Here is an 18315-nt window from a genome sequence, read left to right on the forward strand (position 1 = left end):
ATCAAATTAATGAAAAAGTGTTAAATTTAATATGGATAGGTGTTTTATATATGTCTCATTTGGCTAGGTCAGTTCACATACCTTTGTTTGTTTATTTATAAAACTTCTGTAATACCAGCCATAATATATGCCGCACATGGTACCGCAATCGCATTTCCAATTGCCTTATATCTTGCATAATCACTTATAACCTCATCCTCATATCCTAGAGCTGTCCATCCCTCTGGTAATCCCATCAAACGTTCACATTCCAATGGAGTAAGTTGACGAATAAACCCTTCTTTTTCTTCTCCTTCGTACCAAAATGAAAAATAGTTTACGGAACCTGCGAGCAAAGTGGGAAAAGGGTCATTTGTCCGTCCAAAACTTGCATGGAAGCCTGTTTTATTTTTGTCTTTTGCGGTGCTTCGCATACGTCTTTCTTGAAAGGGTCGGACAACGGGTATTTTCCCCCTTGTTTTTGGAGCAAATATTCGACCAGTGCTGGTGGAGGACAGCCTGTCCTCTTCGCAAGACGTAAGAACCGATTGCAGATGGCGGGTTTTAAATAATATTTCTCTGGCACGTGTTCCTCCAAAATCTGCCACGAGGAAGATACGTCTTCTTCTTTGAGCGAGCGTGGGCTTTCCCCAATATCGGGCATCCAACACGCGCCAGCACAACTCAACATCCTTCCCTCGGACCATTCCGGCATTTGCCCAGACTCCAGAAGCAGGCATTGGAATATCGGTTTTTGTGAACGACTCCAGTACGGCTTTAAAATCCAGCCTGTTATTTGATGAAAAAGCTCCCATGACGTTTTCCCAAACAGCGATAACTGGATATGTTCCATTCGTTGCACACCTCATTTCCTCAATAATTCGTATAGCGTGATAAAACAAACTAGATTGACTTCCTGTAAGACCTTCTCGATTTCCGATATTGGATAAGTTCTGACAGGGTGAACCAAAGGTAATGATATGAACAGGTGGAATTTCTCTACCATCTATCTTTGTAATATCTCAGAGATGGAGCATGTTAGGGAAATGCCGTTTTGTAATAGAAATAGGTGCTTTCTCTACTTCACTTGCCCATATAGGAATAATTCCATAACGAGATGCAGCTAATGGAAAAACACCGATACCATCAAATAAACTTCCTAAAGTTAGTTCAATCATGTTTCACCTTCTATTCTCCATTTGCATGCATAAAAAAAGACACTCATTTTAATTGAACGTCTAAATACAATAGGTTTTATTAAGTTAAAAATTATTATTATATTTTATTTATAAAAATTTCAAACATGGTGATACTCTTAAAGTTAATCTACATAAGAACCTTTTAAAAAATAAATAGCTAACATCAATTTTTTCATGAATTACTAATGTTAAAAACTTATTATACAAAACAGAAACTCACAAATAGATATTTTAACACTAATATTGTGATCTTCATCAAAATAAACAAGATAACGATAGATTCCCTTTTGAACATCTATCCAATTCAAATAGATGCTTGATTCACCATTTTGAAAATTCAATCCCGATTCGATGCGATTAAAAACCCTTGATCCTACTTCTGGCATAATATCTACAGACGGAATCATGTTAAAGCTTTCTATTTGTTTTGCATTTAAATTAAATTTCCAATCATACCACAAAGTAGTTACTCCATCGACATCAACATAATCAAACTCAAACCCTGCATGACCTTTAGCTAATTTAATAATAATATTTTGAAATTTATCTTTATCAAACGAATAATAAATTTCCTGTTCTACTGTATTAATTTGTGAATCCAATAACTCTTTTAATTTTCTATCTCGTTTTAATGCTTTATCTATTTTCTCATTGAAAAATCTTGGGTCTAACTTTCTTCTGAATACATTAATATAGGATGCTACATAAGATTCATCAAAAGAAAATCCATTATTACATGGTTCGCAAGCCGATATTGTAGGCAAATTATCTGGATAAGGTTCAATCATGAATGCTTTCGATGGAACATGATCTCTTGTTTCAGCAACATCTCCGCAATAAATACAATAATTTTCATCATTTTTATTCCATTCTGTAAACTTTCCTACTCTTCTATCCCCACCCAAACGTTTAAATTGTTGCATATTTTTCATCTCCCATGTTTTACTAATCTTAAGCATACTACCTTAACAATATCTCATGCTCTTTTTCGTTTCCTTTGACTAGATTCAGCAATATCTGTTGATTTTAATCGTTTTAATTATCGTCAAAATAGTATCGAACAAATGTTTTAACTTCAAATACTCTTGGGGAGTAGCCGTCGATAAAGCTATATCAATTAACTCATCTTTCTGAATACAGGAGTTTTTGAATCAGGTGGAATAACAGGTGGATTAACTTTTATACTAAGTGGCATAGAAAAATCTACACCTGTTAGAATAGCTTCACCTTCACCTAAAACTGGTAAAAAGTCTAGTATTGCAGCATTAGCGGATGAACACGCTTGTCTTACTGCTTCTTTGTCGTTGTAATTTATTAATCTATGAACTAAAAATGTTCCCATTTGACTTAAAGTTCCTAAAGGTATATCCCTTGGCATTTGTGTAGCTAGGCAGAGAAATAAGCCATATTTCCGACTCTCTTTTGCAATTTGATCAAATGCAGAGAGATTCTTAGTATCAAAATAGTCATCAACAATACTATTATTAAGAAATTGATGTGCTTCATCAATAAATAAAACAATAGGATCTTCCTTAAAAACCTTATCTCTAGCTTTGTTAAGTAAATATTTTCCTATTGCATTTGCTACAATTTCTCTAGCCTGAAATTCAAATCCAATATTTTCAAACCCTATTCTTAACAAAGTACTATCACTTGAAATAAATGAATTGATTCTATCAGTTAAGCTATCAGATGTTAATGAGTTATCAAAATTGAATATAGAATTAAATAAATCTGTCTTCATTAAGTTACCAATTCTAGTAATCATACTTAAACAATATCCAAAATCCTGTTCATTAATACGACCAAACAATTCCTTATTTTCCCAATCATTAGCCCAAATACATTCTTCACGAATTTGATGTTCTAATTTACTTATATCAAAATCAAGATATCCTGTTTCAATTTCTTTATATTTTAAATACACAAACCTCTCGAAATTCTTTATGTTTTTTCCACTTTTTATTAATAGGTCAGTATTAACAAATTCCTTTATATAATCATTATACTGATCTTCTTGATTTTCTTTATAAACTCTAACACATTTTAATGATCGTATTGCTTCTAATAATTTAGGTGCTTGAGTTTTTTCAGAAGGTTTAATCAAAAAAAATAAATCCTCAATAGTGAGATTTTTATATGAAAAATGTATGTCTTCCCCTAATATTAATGATTCAACAGTATCCAACTCAGATAAAGTAGAGTACTCACCAGTAGGATCTAATAATATTGCTTTCGTTCTGTTTTTAGAAATACCTTCAAGTAATTTAGATATAGTCCAACTTTTACCTCCACCAGTTGTTCCAACAACGGCACAGTGTCTACTAAACACTGATTGTTGAGAGACAACTACTTTCGTATCTTTATTGGAAGTCAGGCGTCCTAAATCTAAAAATAAAGTTTTATCAGATTTTTCTTTTTCTCCAAATCTCAAAACATATTTTTGAATGAATGAACTTGAACATACATAAACTTTTGAACCTATGCTCGGAAATGTATTGAAGGAATTATTAGCTTTATTACTTTCAAAGTAATCGAAAGACAATAATATTTCTATTTTTGCAGTTGGATGAAGATCTGAACTTCTAAAAGATTTATCACTAAGTGCTAATCGTTCTTTTTCCGGTAAATCAATTTCAGAGATTTTCCCAATAAAACCATGATTTTCTCCTTCTATTGTTACAAAGTTACCAACTAATCCCCCATTAAATTCTTCACCAGAAAAGAATGTTTTGCTCAATAAAGTTGAAGAAGGAAAATGTACTTTTACATATTGGGGATTTACATGATTAATATATCCAAGAAAATATTTGTTATCAAACGGATTACTATTAGTCAATTCCAATTCTCCTTTCTTCCGAGAGGTCATAAACATCAGATAATGGATAGTATTTTACAAAACTCTCAAATGTTTCATTAATTAAATTAATGTTTCCTGACTTTTCAGCTTTTTCTTTGAAGAATTTATACTGATCTTTTTCTTCATGAACATCAGGTGAGACAATAAGCATTGTAATACTTAAATTCACATTCAAAGCTTCTTTAATCATTGCTGTAATGTGGGCATCACCAAAACTAAATCCTATTATGATTAGTAGGGTATTCTTGCTTCTCGTTTCCTGTTGAAACCTTGACATCATTTCAAAAAAAGGTTGTCTATAGGAAGACTCATACTTAGTTGAACTAGGATAAATCATTAATGGTTTTTTAGTGTTATTTGTTTTGAATATCTTTCCATTACTCTCTTCCCAATCAATTGAGCCATGTGGCTTGTATAAATGAATAACATTAGAAACAAAATTTTCTTCAGATAATAATTTATGACTTGCACGTGAAACGATGTCATAATCAAAATATGCTCCATTAAACTGTCTTGGTGAACTAAATGAAAAACCATCTATAATAATATACCCCCTGTCGGAAGCGGCTTGTTCAAAAAGGGTGTCATAATTTAAAGTGAAAATTTTAGTTCTAGAATACTTTGTTTTTCGAGAGGTAAGTTTTTTTATAAATTCATGATGCGGTGCATTTTCAGGAATAATAATATGACAATTATTACGAATAATACTTTTTATTTCATTAATTGTAGAAGTAATTTTATTATCAGACGTAGAAATTTTGGGTAATCGGAAAATAGTGTAGAAAGAGGGTTAAAAATAACCCTCCTCCATTGCTTTAGTTAGTGTGGAAAAGTCAGCACCATAGATTTCTTCATAGACCCATTCATAGCCTATTTGACCCCAATTTGGGAATTGATCAGGTAACAATTTTCCGAAAGTAGCTTCAACTTCTTTGAATTTCTTTTTCTTTTTTACTTTACGATAACCTTGTGTAAACAATATTTTTGCTCTAAGAGCTTCAAAAGAATAACCACGGCCAATATGGTTCATTGTCTTAATCAAACGATTCAAGGACTCCGTATAGGCGTTTGTAATGGGAGAATTGAAATAGTTGAATATCTCTTCTTCCCAATTATTCATAGACTTAATCAGGTCTTCAAAATAAGTCATTAACTCTTTAGGAACATTTGAAAGCCAGTTTTGGTACAGTTTGTAGCCTTCCTTAATTGATTTAGCTTCATAAATGTCAAAGAACTGCTCTTTAAGTTCGTATGCTTGACCAAGTAAAGGGAACTTATCAGTCCATACTTGCAACTTTATTTGATCATCGAAATCATTTAAATCATCTCGTCTTGTAAGAAGAACATAACGATCTCTCATAAGTTGTCTGCGTTCTTTGGCTGACACATTTTGACGGTTAGCTTTTCGTATTTTTTCTAACGCTTCATTGGCTAATTTAACAACATGGAACTTATCAATTACGATTTTTGCATGTGGTATCACCGTATTAACAGCACTTTTATATGGATTCCACATATCCATTGCTACGAGTTCAATTTTATCAATATCTTGGAGATTTGAAAGGTGACTGATAACCGTATCTTTATTACGTTTTCGTAAAATGTCAATTACAGACTTGTTTTCAACGTCTGTGATGACACAACGATAGTTTTTGAGTAAATGGACTTCATCTATACCAAGCCATTTAGCTACATAATCATTAAAGATATTTCGTACAGTTTTTTCGTCAACGCCTATTTCGTCTGCAACACTGGTAAATGTCTTTTCAAGACTGGTTTCTTGAATCCAAATTAAAAGTCTATTAGTAACAGAACGTTTGACATCCATATCTGGTAAATCTTCAAAAAATGTTTCATTGCATTCACGGCACTTATAACGCTGCCGTTTGATAATTAACCCTACACGTTTAGTGTGCATCGGTAGATCAAAGAATAGTTGTTCCTTTTTACCATGTTTGTACAGGTTAGGAATTGCCCCACATTTAGGACAATGTGATGGAGATGGAGTAGTAGACTCTACTAGGAATCTATAATCATATTCACTCTCCTTCATATCGAGAATCTTTAAGTTTGGTAGATTAATTATATTTGTTAACATTTTACTTTCCTTTCAGGACACTTCATTTTTACCAATATGAATAGAAAGAAATTCAAAAAGAGCTGCCGAAACAGCCCTTTGATTTCATATCTTTGGTCAACTAGGTGGAAGGGAATCAAACATTTTAAAAAAGGATACCATTATTATTTATATTATTTGGTATTGGTTCTATTTAATATTTGCCATATAACTAGCTGCTACTTTATTTAGAAAGTAAGTGTAACCCACTTGCCATTGCTCAAGCATATTTCTATGAAAGTCGTCAACGATGAAAAACTCAGTCTGATTTAGAAAGTCTTGCGGCGTTGATGGATGACCTTTTTTTTCTAAAAAGGATAAATGTTCTTTTACACGATCCAAAACTTTTGAATCATTTGGAGAGAAACCTTCTTGTAAGAAATGAATCATATCTTCATTAAATGACTGTGCTTCCATGGCAGAGTCGTTCATCGATTCTACATCAATTGTCTGATTTAAGTCAAAATCATATTCTTCTTTCAAATGTTCGTTTTGGTCTTTTAAGGCTTCTTGCCATTCGTCTTCAGTTTCAAAACCTTTAAACATGGTTTCCATATCTATATCGACTCCTTCTTTGGTATTTTTAATAGAGGAATTGATCGTCCTGATTAGTCCTTTAAATCGATCAATTTTTTGTTCTAGTAAATATTTTTGTTGAATCAACGTATTTTCCCTGTTGATTTCACCATCTAATAATTGTTTTATTTCCTTGAGAGGAAAATCCAACTCTTTATAAAAAAGTATTTGCTGTAATCGTTCTAAATCTTTTTTTCCATATAGGCGATATCCGGCTTCTGTCGTCTGCTCCGGAATCAAAAGACCTATTTTGTGGTAATGGTGTAATGTCTTTACTGTGGTATGAGCTAGTTTTGCAACTTCATGAACGGTATACATTTCTTCTCCTCCTTTCAATGCTCTTTATACTAAAGTATCCTCTAAGGTAAGAGTCAACACATTTATTTCACTATTTTCTTTGAACATCATACGTGAATTTACAAAAGAAAACAGCCATAACAAGACATGAAACAATCAGTAAATAGTAGTTAATTGCGGGAGAATGGTTGAAAGTAGATTGTGATGCTCTAACTACCCAGTCAACTGGATTTACTTTTGAGAGGATACTTATATACTTTGGTAATAAATTGCTTGGCATAAAGGCAGAAGACAAAAAAATCAATGGGAAAGAGAAAAACTGCATGACAGTGATCATCGTTGAGTGCTTTTTGGTTAGAACGGCAATTCCAATTGAAATAGATCCGATTAGACACGAAAATAATGCTGGTGTAGCAAGAAAAAGAATTGGTGAAACGATTCCCATTGGAAGTCTGAATCCCATAAAATAGCCAATAATCACTAGCAAAGTGGATTGGATCAATTGAAAAGTGAAAATGTAGACTAAATCACCAATGATGAAAATTAAGTTATTCTTCGGGGCGATTAAATATCGGTTAAATATTCCTTCTCTCATATCATCTAAAGTACTCATTCCTAAATATATTCCGCCAAATAAAGCATTCATGATCAGAATTCCCGGTAAAATATACGATACATAATTGGATTCTTCAAATCCACTAACGGAAGATATGCTTGAAAATATCGTTCCAAACAGCACTAGGAAAATCAATGGTTGGAACATTGAAATGATAATTGCTATTGGATTTTTAATTAGCGGTGTTAGCCTCTTTTTTGATAATAACAAAACGAATGTTATGTTATTCATTGTTCTGCTCCTTTCTCATTAAAGTTTATTAAATAAACGTCATTTAACGTTGCCTGTTTCAGTTCACTAAATTCAATTTCGACATTACTTTGAATTAAGTATCTCAATAATTCAGATAATATTTGTTGTCCATGACTCGTTATAATTGTTAATGCTGTTGGTTTTATTTCGTGGCTAACGACCTCTTTTAGGTCAGAAATATATTCTTCGATTTTATAAATGCTGGCCAAATCTAATTTGTGATAGTGGATTTCAATTTGATCAGCCGCAAGTTTATTGATCAATTCTTTTGGCGTCCCAATATCAAGTATCTTTCCATTGTTGATCAATGCAATTTCAGTTGCTAGGTGATGAATTTCCTCTAAATAGTGTGTTGTTACAAAAATTGTCGTTCCTTCATCTTGAGAAATTTTTGTAATTATTTTCCAAAAGGTAATTCTTGACTCTGGGTCTAATCCAGCTGTAGGTTCATCCAGTAAAAGAACTTCAGGTTTATGAAGCAAACTTATTGCAATATCCAATTTTCTTTTCATTCCACCTGAGTAAGTACCAACCAAATCGTTGGATACTTGGAACAAATCAAATTCCTTTAACAGGTGTTCTCCTCGTTCCATTATTTTTGAAGTTCTGATGCCATACATTTTTCCTGCAATCAATATGTTTTCCCAAGCTGTTCCAGTCGAAAATACAGTTGTTTGTTGGAATGTGACTCCAACTTTTTTTCGAACCTCATTCACCTTTGAAACAACGTCTAAATCCGAAATTTTGACAGTACCCTCATTTGGCAAGGATAAAGTAGCTAATATACTCGTCAAAGTAGATTTTCCTGCACCATTTGGACCAATTAGTCCGAAGATAGAACCTTTTTTCACTTTAAGAGACACATTATTTAAGGCTGCCTTTTTGCCAAATGTTTTGCTAACAGCGTTTAAAACTATTTCAAAATGGTCATACATATTGTTCCCTCCTTCATTTATTACAAAAGGAACTATAAACTATCCTCTTAGAGGAGAGTCAACCATCAAGTATTCTTTTTATAAAAGTCGAATTGGAATGAACTTAACGGAGTTGTAGAAAGGAAAACTGAATTTCTCGCCCAGCGTAAAAACGCCCAAGTGAAAACTTGGACGTGGTTCTTTAAATTTGTAAATATTATTAATACAATTATGATTCGATAGTTAAAAGGTTCAAAACGAAAACTACATTAAAGGTTAATCAGTTTGATGGATACAGAAAAAGATATTACATACAATTTATGATTTTACACACTATTATCCGATTTACAGTGCTATGAACATTAATTTATTTAATAGGGTTTTTCAACACTATAATCCGAATACCCAAAATTTTTTGGTATAAATCGGCATGTGAAATAAAATCCTCTAAATTAGTATTTTCCTCGGACACATCTAAAAAGTTTATTTGATAAGCAAATTCTTTTATCTTCTGATAAGAAAGCGCTTCTTTCACTTCATTCCATAATCCAGTCATTAATTTGCCTTGATTAGTTTTACCAATATTATATGAGCTACCTGCACCTGTCAAAACAACTATATTTTCATATTGTTTAGCTAAAATATTTTGATAAGTATTACGCATTAATCTATTTGCGCAGTCTTCATTGCTTTCGTTCTCTTCTTTATCTTCTTCAGATAATATCTTACCATCTACATATACACCTTTTTCATCATAAGCGATTGTATTTACATTGGAAAAAAAGATTTTTTTCAATATTGTTCCTCCTAGAAGACTAATAGTCTATAGTAATTATATCACTCTTACAATAGGAGTACTAAATATTCCCATCAACATATCACATAGTCATAATTTATATATGAAACATTTTAATCTTAAACTTTTTATATTATAAGTGGTATTGTAAACGAATTTTTAACCATTCTATTCTAGGTTAACAAATAATTTCGTTATATTTAATAACCAAGTTAAAAATCTAAGCTGATAAACATCCCATTGATTTTTTAACAAGTAAACGGCGACTGTAAATTTTCTTATCCTACAATCACCGTTAAAAGAGCTACTATTAAATATGAACTATCAAATAATAGTTTTATACTTTTTCTATTGTGTTCCCACACCCCAGATCAATTACCACTGAAACGGTAATGTGGTTTTTCAGTACTTTATTTCTCGTTTTTTCACCTTCTCCTACAAACACGAAATACTTGTAAAAGTGTTTAAAACTAAGGATTTCTATATAGTTTCTCTTTGTAGCAACGATACACACTCCACATGCACAGTATGTGGGAATAGGTCCACTGGTTGAACCATTTTTAAGGTGTATCCAAAAGGCTCAAGTTCTTTAATATCCGTTGCAAAAGTCTCTGGGTTACAAGAAACATAGACAATTCTTTCTGGTTGTGAGCGACCAATCCTTCTCATTACTTTACCACCAGCACCTGAGCGTGGAGGATCAAGTAAAAGTAACTCTGGTCGACCAAAACTCTCAAGCACTTCATCAATTCCTTTTCTTGCGTCCTTAGCTAAGAAATACGTGTTTGATAAACCATTATCCATTGCATTGCGTTTTGCAGACTCAATTGAGCTTTCCACAATTTCAATACCTGCAAGTTTTTCAACACGACTGGCAAATGGAAGAGAAAATGTTCCAACACCACAGAAAAGATCAATCATTTTTTCTGTTTTCTTCGGTTCCCCCATTTCGACAGCTAGGTCTACTAATTTTTGAGCTTGCGTTGGGTTTGTTTGGAAGAAGGTATCAAACCAGACACGGAAACGATATCCGTCCATTTCCTCATAAATGAAATCACGTCCCGCTAATACATGTGTTTCTTCTGATTGAGTGCGGTCTGCCCAGTCTGTATTTTCAAGCCAAAGTAAGCTTTTTACTTCTGGGAATTTTTCTTCGATACGTTTCACTAAATCTTCTGTGGCATTTTTAAGTTTGCCTTTTGGCGCCTCAGTTGCAAAAAGAGCAAGCATGATTTCACCAGTAGCAAATGATTGCCTCACCATAAGATGGCGTAGAAGTCCTTCATGCTGATCTTTGTTATAGCCAGGTAGCTGATGGTCTTTTGCCCACTGTGCTACTTCCATAGCACCTTCCACCATTTTTTCACCTGCAATTAGGCAAGTTTCAAGTGAAATGATCTTTCGAAAGTTGCCTTGTTCATGTAAACCTAGTGATCCTTCAGGTGAAAAGGTAAATTCCATCTTATTACGGTAATGCCATGGCTCATCCATTCCGATTGTATCTTTTACTAGTTCCGGATTGAAACCTTGTGATTCAACTTGTCGCTTCACATAATCTGTTTTGTACTGAAGCTGTCCTTTATAATCCCAGTGCTGCCATACACAGCCACCGCATTTTTCAAAATGGGGGCATGGTGGTGCAAGACGTTGATCATTTTCTGTTAGGATTTCCTCAGCGATCGCTTTTCTTCGTTTACGGTCAGGCTGGTCAACCGTTACACGAACCTGCTCACCAATTAAGGTTTGCGGAATCGTGAGTTTTAGCTTTTTTTTATTACCGTGCTCATTTTCACGCCACACGACTCCCCGTCCTGAACCTTTTTCATCTAAGCTTTTTATATCAACAATCATCGTTTCTGGTTTCGTTACTGCCAATTATTGTTCCTCCCTCGGTAAACCTTTTTATCTATATTCAAGTTACTATATCTTGTCGTTTTCAGTCTCTGAAGAAATATAAGTATAGTCCATTTCTATCCTTTTTTACAACATACTAACCCAGTATAAAGCAGAACTCATAAATTTGGAATTCCTACACCCCTAGAAAGTATTAACATTCTGCCATTTTCAAGCTGGAGTCCCTCCTATTAGAATAGCAAAAGTGCCTCTGGCCTTCTTCTCAAAAACAAAATAACCTGTTCTTCAAAAGGACAGGTTTTCGTTGATAAGTAGGATTTTATATATTTCCCTTTACTATTGCAACACCTAAGGCATGGTACTCCCATAGAATATCTTCTATTTTCTTTGCTTGTGATTCATCACAATCGATGATAAGGATGGTTTCAGCAATTTTACCTTTTTGTGACCTCTTTTTCTTTTTAAATACATTCTCTACATATAGTCTGATTGCAAAGCCGATCATAAATCCAATTACTGCACCAATTAATCCCCAATAAATTGGCCCCCAAGTCAGGTTAAATCCAAGGCTTGCACCAATTACAGCAAACGCCGTAGCAAGTGCCGCCCCAACATCAAAAAGAGTCGTGCCATCCGATTTTTTCAATGTATCAAATAGTCTTACGTCTTCTTTTGGATTATCAAGCGGAACCGCAAAAATATTTTCGCTCTTTATCCCCTTTTTTTCTATCTCCACGATGGCAATCTCTAAATAATCATTATTTTTAAACGTTGCAAATACCTGCATTCATTTATCACTTCACTTTTTGTCCTTTGAGAACTTGAAATTGACTTGATTGGTAATTATCTCTTAAGAAATTCCGTTGATCCCTTTCGTATAACTTGTTATTTTCAACTGCATTAATGTATGAATCATAAATAGCAAAACCAAAAACTGACGGTAAAAACAAGAACCACTCTGGATCTAAAACTTTTGTAGCTTCGTTTACTTTACCTAAGAACAATAGAGAGACAGCTTCTAGAGCATGTGAAAAGTAAAAAAAGATTACACAGCAAATAATAAGAAAGAAAGCCGTAATCGTCTTATGATTATAGAGGTGACCTAACCCTGGCATGAACAATGACCATATAATAACTAGGATTGGATTTCTTTTATCCAAATAGTTGATACCAGCAGCCCCCATGCTAAAAGTGTTAAATCGATGGTTTTCATGGTCGGCAAGTATATACATATTATTAAGATCAATTGTTGATCGGTAGCTGTCCCAAATCCCAAAAATGTAGACAGGTATGTACATAAGGAGCCATTTCGTGTCCAAGATGTTCTTGGCCATTTCTATATTTCCATGAAATGAGTGAATCATTGCAAGGTTTACGTTAGCATTAATATTTACAATAACTTCCCAAATAATTAGCAGGTATCCACGATGATATTTGTCTAATAGCAAATGGCCAAACCCCGGAAAAGCCGCCGACCACCAAGCAATAATATATGGGTTCCTCAAATGAATGATTGATGTACCAAATATACTGACATTTGCAATATAACGTCTTGCCGAATTGTCATTCGTGTAATTGTTCATGACGTGTAGGTTTGCCTCCATCCGCTTGTTCCAATTTTATAAAGCCAGTATAAGAGGTAATCTTCCCCAACCTGAATCGAAATATATAAAAATGAAGATAGATTTAGTAGAAAGACAATCATAGATGGTGAATACTTCCTTCTTTGTTGTTAAATACTAATTGTAACTATTTATAGGGTTAGGTGGAGGTATGTTCTGGAAAAAGAAGGATTTCATGCAAGCTGTTAACAGTTACGAAACTGAGGAAAAAACCATTGAGGAAGTATTAAACAAAGCAAAAAAGTCGAGTGATTTTACAACAATCACACCTATTGAGAAAAATGATAACATTTCATTAAGTTTTTTTAAAACGTTAGTTGATTCTAAAATACTACAACAGTCCCTTTTACAGAATTTAAAAGAAAATATTTCTGTTGTAGAAAAAGTATCAGATTTGAAAAATATTATCCCAATTGAGGATATGGTAGTTTCGAAGGATCCAAAGGAAATTGAAAAGGCACTTCATGAAGGTGCAACAGTGGTTTATATCAAAAATCAAATGGATGAGTTTGCTCTACTTAAGATTGGGAACGCAAGACTTGGTCAACGGGAAACAAATGACACACAAAATGAATTTAGTGTGATAGGGCCAAAGGTTGGATTTATTGAAGATATTGGGACAAATCTCCATATGCTAAGAGAGCATCTTCATTCACCAGATCTTATTTTTGATGAATTAGTTGTTGGTACAAGGACACAAACAAAGGTTGTCATTGCTTACATAGATGGTGTTACGAATCTTGAGTTTGTAAATACTGCAAAACAAAGGTTACATAACCTTGATGTAGATGCGGTGTTTGACAATACTCAGCTGGAACAATTGATTTCCGATCATTCCTCATCACCATTTCCATTATTTGTAACAACAGAAAGAATAGATCGGACTGTGGGATCGCTTTTATTAGGACAAGTAGTCCTGATTACCGATAAATCCTCCTATGCGGTAATAGGACCCGTAAATCTCATGGATTTTTTCTCAAATCCAGAGGATTTTTATCTACCTTCTTTAATTGCATCTTTTTTTAAATTAATACGGATTTTTGGAATGCTTTTTTCTATGTTTGCAACATCCTTTTATGTTGCGATTTTAACATTCCATTTTGAGGTTATACCAAAGGATTTGCTTGGTCCTATCATTAACTCAAGAGCCAACGTTCCCTTTCCACCTGTTATTGAAGTTTTATTCCTAGAAGTAACAATTGATCTTCTCAGGGAAGCTGGAGCTCGTTTGCCCACAAAAATTGGACAGACACTTGGAATAGTCGGAGGAATTGTAATCGGACAGGCAACTGTTGAAGCAGCACTTACCAGTACCATTTTGTTGATCATTGTTGCACTCTCAGCCTTAGCTTCTTTTACAACGCCAATATATAAAATGTCAACTGCTGTAAGAATGTTAAGATATCCTTTTATTATACTAGCTGCCATTTGGGGTGGTTTAGGTATTTATGTAGGGTTACTTTTTATTATCGGACATTTGTCTCGACTCAAGTCATTAGGGGTTCCTTATATGATTCCACTTTATCCCTACCGTAAAGGGTGGGCACTTGGTTCTTTCATAAGGCCTAGTTTCGTAAATCTTAAGAAACGTCCATCGTACTATAGACCATTAAGTAACAAACGATATACTCCAGCCCCATCCCAAGATTCAGAAGATGGACTGAACTCAGAATAAAATTTTCTAACAAAGAAAGCAGAGATTATATGGGTAAACGGAGAAAAGGTAGAATACTTGTTATTATATTTGTTTGTATCGGATGCCTAGTAGGATGTGCAAGAACTAAGATTGTTGATAAGTTGAGTATTATACATGTATTTGGTTTTGATTTAGACGATAACGGGAATATGGTTGGAACTGCCTTGTATCCTGAATATACCAAGAGCAAGGCGAGCGATAAAATTCATTATTTAGAAGAGAAAACAGATGCAGTTGCGCTATTAAGACCTAAAATGTCAACACATACAAGTACCCCAGTAGCCTTATCCAAAATTAGGGTTATAGTGTTCGGTAATGATTATGCAAAAACTGGTGTTAACGATGTAGTAGAACGACTTCTTTTGACACCTGAAATTGCGACCAATGTACAAATTGCCGTTTCTACCCACAGTGCCAAGGAAACACTTAACTCCCTAAAAAAAGGAGACCTGACGCTAGCTGATCAAATCAAACAAAACATGACAGGACAACAACTTCCAAAGATGAACCTGCATGTTTTTTTAAACCATTACTATGGAGAAGGAATGGATCCGTATGTACCAATGATAACGATTGACGAGAACGATAAGATACAGGTTGATCGAGTTGGTATTTTTAAAAATGATAAGCTCAAACTTCACTTGGATGAGCAAGAAACCTTCACTTTTTCGATTTTAGAGGATTATCGAACACAAGCCATATATGAAATTGTCCTTGACGAAAATGATCTGAAGGAAGTCATTGTGATTCAAGGGTTTCGAAATAAAAGGAAGTGGGAATGGGTAAAAGATAAGCAGCAATTAAATCTTTCTTTAAAACTCACATGGACGATTACACATCATCCGGACCGTTTCAACTTAGAAAATCCACAAGATCTTGAAATGATTAAAGGTATAATTAAAAAAAATGTACAAGAAGATATCGAGGAACTCTTAAATAAGTTCAAAGAAACCGGTGTAGATCCGCTAGGTATTGGAAATATAGTTCGATCCAAGGATCGAGATTGGGAAAAAACATCCTTTTATGAGCAATATCCTACGCTACCTATCAATATTAAGATGAACTTAGAAATCATACATTCTGGCCTTCAGGGCTAGGCTAGACAAGACTAGGATGGTCAATTATGAACAGTCAGATTAACGAAAATAAACAAGTCTCGCCTTATTTCCTGTTTTTTTTAATCCACTCCTCTCAAATTGGGATTGCTTTATTAAGATATCAAGGAAATGTAAGTAAAGGGGCTGGTAGTGAAGCATGGATGTCCATTTTAGCTTTAGGTTTAAGCCTTCACCTTTTGTTCTATATGATGCTATATATTTTAAAACAGTCTCCCTCAGGTGATATTCTTTCTTTTCATAAAGACCTACTGGGAAAGAAACTAGGAGGCGTGTTAAATTTATTGTTGGCATGCTATTTTTCTCTAGCCGGAATAGCCGTTGTGTATGGTTATATTGACCTTCTCCAAGTATGGGTTTTTGAAGGGATTCCTAGTTGGGAGTATGCTCTTCTGCTTTGTTGTCTCGCTTTTTATCTGGTCTCAGGGGGATTTCGAGTTATTACTGGAGTTGCATTTTGGGGTGTCGTGATACCAATTTTCTTATTAGTTTCCTTTTTTTATATTGTTGGCTTTTTGGAGGTGTCTTACCTCCAACCACTATTTGACCATAGTTTAAAAGACCATTTTATTTCGATCAAAGCAGCTATCCCTTTATTTATAGGGTTTGAAACAGCTCTTATATATTTTCCATTCATAAAAAACGGAAAAAAGGCAAGCAAATGGGGGCATTTTGGCTTATTGTTTACAACAATCATAACTGTGTTTATAACGCTTGTCTCGTTTATGTTTTTTGCACAAGGAAAAATTCAGCACTTAACATGGCCAACCTTGACAATGATAAAAATCATACAGTTTCCTTTTTTGGAACGCTTTGAGTTTATCTTTATATTCACCTGGCTCTTAGTGATTATGCCAGTTATATGTTTATATCTTTGGTCAGCTGTTCGTTCTATAAAAGTTACTCTTCCAAAACTAAAGCCAACTACTATTCTGCTTTTATTACTAGCTTTGTATCTTTTTGTAAATAGCGAACTTATTGATATCTATTACACTCAACTCATACAAAAAATGGTATTGATTAGTGGTACTACTATATTGTTTTGCTATATCCCGCTGCTATTTATCATCAGTCTGATTCGCCAGTTCATAAAAAAGCAAAAGCAAGGTTGAGTTTCTTTAGCAAGTGTATGGATCAAGAAAACTCAATCTTCTATTGGTCTTTATTTACCAGTTTTAGATTCAAAACTTTCAAGAAAGTTTAGTTGCCCCCTTATTAAGTTTTTAGGCAATGGGGTCGTCAAGAGTACCATTTTTTAGAAATTTAGGGTTATACTCCTATCACAAACGCGATATAATGAGTTTGGAGTGGAATGTTTTCGTATGGAGGGGAAGTTATTATGTTAAAAAAATTCGCAGCTGATGCTTTAGGTTTATCGGATATCGGAAAAATTATTGGTCCAGAGGATTATGACAAAACAGACGCAGATGATTACATTAGACATGAGGATAATGAAAAGATTTACTTCTTGATTAAGACAAAAGCCGATGAGTATTGCTTCACAAACACCGCTTTCATCCATGTTGATGGTGCGAATGCCGTTTCATCGAAACGGATGCTAAAACGCTACCCGTATTCACAACATAAAATCACAAATGTTTTTCTCGAAACAGCTGGTAGAGTTGATTTAGATATCGAAATAAAATTCAACTTAGGTAATCAAGCTTTTAGTATTGATGTGGATAAAAGACAGATCGATAAATTAAATGATTTATACAAAGCACTCGTTTATATTTCTGAAGTTATTCATGAAAATAATATTATGTATGATATGGCGATCAATAGCTTGGACAAAGCGGTAACAGTATTGCACAACTCCCGACCATCAGAAATCCAGCTTGCTGAGGAATACAAGCAATTAACCGAATACGGCTTCTCTTGGCTATCGTCAGCACGGGATCAGTACCTCAGGAAAGACTTTGGTGATGTTTTCGAAAAGTATATTAATAACTAATAGAAAAGACGGCATCCGAATTGTGATGATGCCGTCTTTGTTTTTTGTAATTTGATCTATGGCAGAGATGTAGACCTTTACTAGATTCTACATGCTATGTTTGGTCGGGGGAGCCATTAAGTTTATGAAGGACTTTGGATGACGGCTGCCGGGGTGTTCGGGACTTCATACCACTTATGAAGGACTTTCGGTGATGGCTGCCAGCGCGTTCGGGACTTCATACCGCTTATGAAGGACTTTGAGCGATGGACGTCCTGGTGTTCGGGACTTCATCCAGCTTATGAAAGACTTTGAGCAATGGACGACGATGCGTTCGGGACTTCATCACGCTTATGAAGGACTTTGCGCGATGGACGCCATGTAGTTCGGGACTTCATCCAGCTTATGAAAGACTTTGAGCAATGGACGACGATGCGTTCGGGACTTCATCATGCTTATGAAGGACTTTGCGCGATGGACGTCCTGGTGT

17 protein-coding genes are annotated in these 18315 nt (G+C 34.3%); 4 read left to right on the forward strand and 13 right to left on the reverse strand.

Annotated features, from left to right (window positions below; translation table 11 throughout):
• Positions 1-95: 95 nt before the first annotated feature.
• From ACR65M_RS13485 to ACR65M_RS13545, 13 genes are all read right to left on the reverse strand, one after another.
• The gene (locus tag ACR65M_RS13485; RefSeq protein ID WP_440273590.1) at positions 96-998 is read right to left on the reverse strand and encodes a DNA cytosine methyltransferase; all 903 of its coding nucleotides are present in this window, start codon (positions 996-998) and stop codon (positions 96-98) included.
• 3 nt (positions 999-1001) lie between these two features.
• Positions 1002-1157, reverse strand: a complete 156-nt coding sequence (locus tag ACR65M_RS13490) for a hypothetical protein (RefSeq protein WP_440273564.1) — start codon at positions 1155-1157, stop codon at positions 1002-1004.
• A gap of 209 nt (positions 1158-1366) precedes the next feature.
• Positions 1367-2101, reverse strand: a complete 735-nt coding sequence (locus ACR65M_RS13495) for a hypothetical protein (RefSeq protein WP_368653035.1) — start codon at positions 2099-2101, stop codon at positions 1367-1369.
• 194 nt (positions 2102-2295) lie between these two features.
• Complete coding sequence (locus ACR65M_RS13500; RefSeq protein WP_368653036.1) at positions 2296-4017, reverse strand: ATP-binding protein; 1722 nt, start codon at positions 4015-4017, stop codon at positions 2296-2298.
• On the reverse strand, positions 4010-4813 hold the full coding sequence (locus ACR65M_RS13505) for an SIR2 family protein (protein ID WP_440273591.1): 804 nt from the start codon (positions 4811-4813) through the stop codon (positions 4010-4012). Before ACR65M_RS13505 ends, ACR65M_RS13500 begins: the two co-directional genes overlap by 8 nt.
• A 15-nt stretch (positions 4814-4828) precedes the next feature.
• Complete coding sequence (locus tag ACR65M_RS13510) at positions 4829-6136, reverse strand: ISL3 family transposase (protein ID WP_440273565.1); 1308 nt, start codon at positions 6134-6136, stop codon at positions 4829-4831.
• Between the two features lie 168 nt (positions 6137-6304).
• Complete coding sequence (locus ACR65M_RS13515) at positions 6305-7048, reverse strand: MerR family transcriptional regulator (RefSeq protein WP_120076018.1); 744 nt, start codon at positions 7046-7048, stop codon at positions 6305-6307.
• A gap of 70 nt (positions 7049-7118) precedes the next feature.
• Positions 7119-7874 (reverse strand): ABC transporter permease, encoded by a 756-nt coding sequence (locus ACR65M_RS13520; protein WP_120076016.1) that lies wholly within the window; start codon positions 7872-7874, stop codon positions 7119-7121.
• Positions 7871-8830 (reverse strand): ABC transporter ATP-binding protein, encoded by a 960-nt coding sequence (locus ACR65M_RS13525; RefSeq protein ID WP_095314253.1) that lies wholly within the window; start codon positions 8828-8830, stop codon positions 7871-7873. The genes ACR65M_RS13520 and ACR65M_RS13525 overlap by 4 nt, the downstream gene beginning before the upstream one ends.
• Positions 8831-9176: 346 nt before the next feature.
• Positions 9177-9605, reverse strand: a complete 429-nt coding sequence (locus ACR65M_RS13530; protein ID WP_440273566.1) for a hypothetical protein — start codon at positions 9603-9605, stop codon at positions 9177-9179.
• Between the two features lie 480 nt (positions 9606-10085).
• Complete coding sequence (gene rlmD / locus ACR65M_RS13535; protein WP_440273592.1) at positions 10086-11456, reverse strand: 23S rRNA (uracil(1939)-C(5))-methyltransferase RlmD; 1371 nt, start codon at positions 11454-11456, stop codon at positions 10086-10088.
• Between the two features lie 322 nt (positions 11457-11778).
• Positions 11779-12246: a hypothetical protein gene (locus ACR65M_RS13540; protein ID WP_440273567.1), complete on the reverse strand. Its 468-nt coding sequence runs from the start codon at positions 12244-12246 to the stop codon at positions 11779-11781.
• A 7-nt stretch (positions 12247-12253) separates the two neighbouring features.
• The gene (locus ACR65M_RS13545) at positions 12254-13042 is read right to left on the reverse strand and encodes a hypothetical protein (RefSeq protein WP_121447821.1); all 789 of its coding nucleotides are present in this window, start codon (positions 13040-13042) and stop codon (positions 12254-12256) included.
• A 190-nt stretch (positions 13043-13232) separates the two neighbouring features.
• Here ACR65M_RS13545 and ACR65M_RS13550 point away from each other — a divergent pair, with 190 nt between their 5' ends.
• The 4 genes from ACR65M_RS13550 (at position 13233) to ACR65M_RS13565 (ending at position 17846) form a co-directional block, all read left to right on the forward strand.
• Positions 13233-14756 (forward strand): spore germination protein, encoded by a 1524-nt coding sequence (locus tag ACR65M_RS13550; protein ID WP_121447820.1) that lies wholly within the window; start codon positions 13233-13235, stop codon positions 14754-14756.
• 29 nt (positions 14757-14785) lie between these two features.
• Positions 14786-15874, forward strand: a complete 1089-nt coding sequence (locus ACR65M_RS13555) for a Ger(x)C family spore germination protein (protein WP_440273568.1) — start codon at positions 14786-14788, stop codon at positions 15872-15874.
• 26 nt (positions 15875-15900) lie between these two features.
• Positions 15901-17004, forward strand: a complete 1104-nt coding sequence (locus ACR65M_RS13560; RefSeq protein WP_440273569.1) for a GerAB/ArcD/ProY family transporter — start codon at positions 15901-15903, stop codon at positions 17002-17004.
• Between the two features lie 227 nt (positions 17005-17231).
• Entirely contained in the window at positions 17232-17846 is a 615-nt protein-coding gene (locus ACR65M_RS13565) for a PH domain-containing protein (RefSeq protein WP_440273570.1), read from the forward strand.
• Positions 17847-18315: the final 469 nt, after the last annotated feature.

The organism is Ferdinandcohnia sp. SAFN-114 (assembly GCF_059415045.1).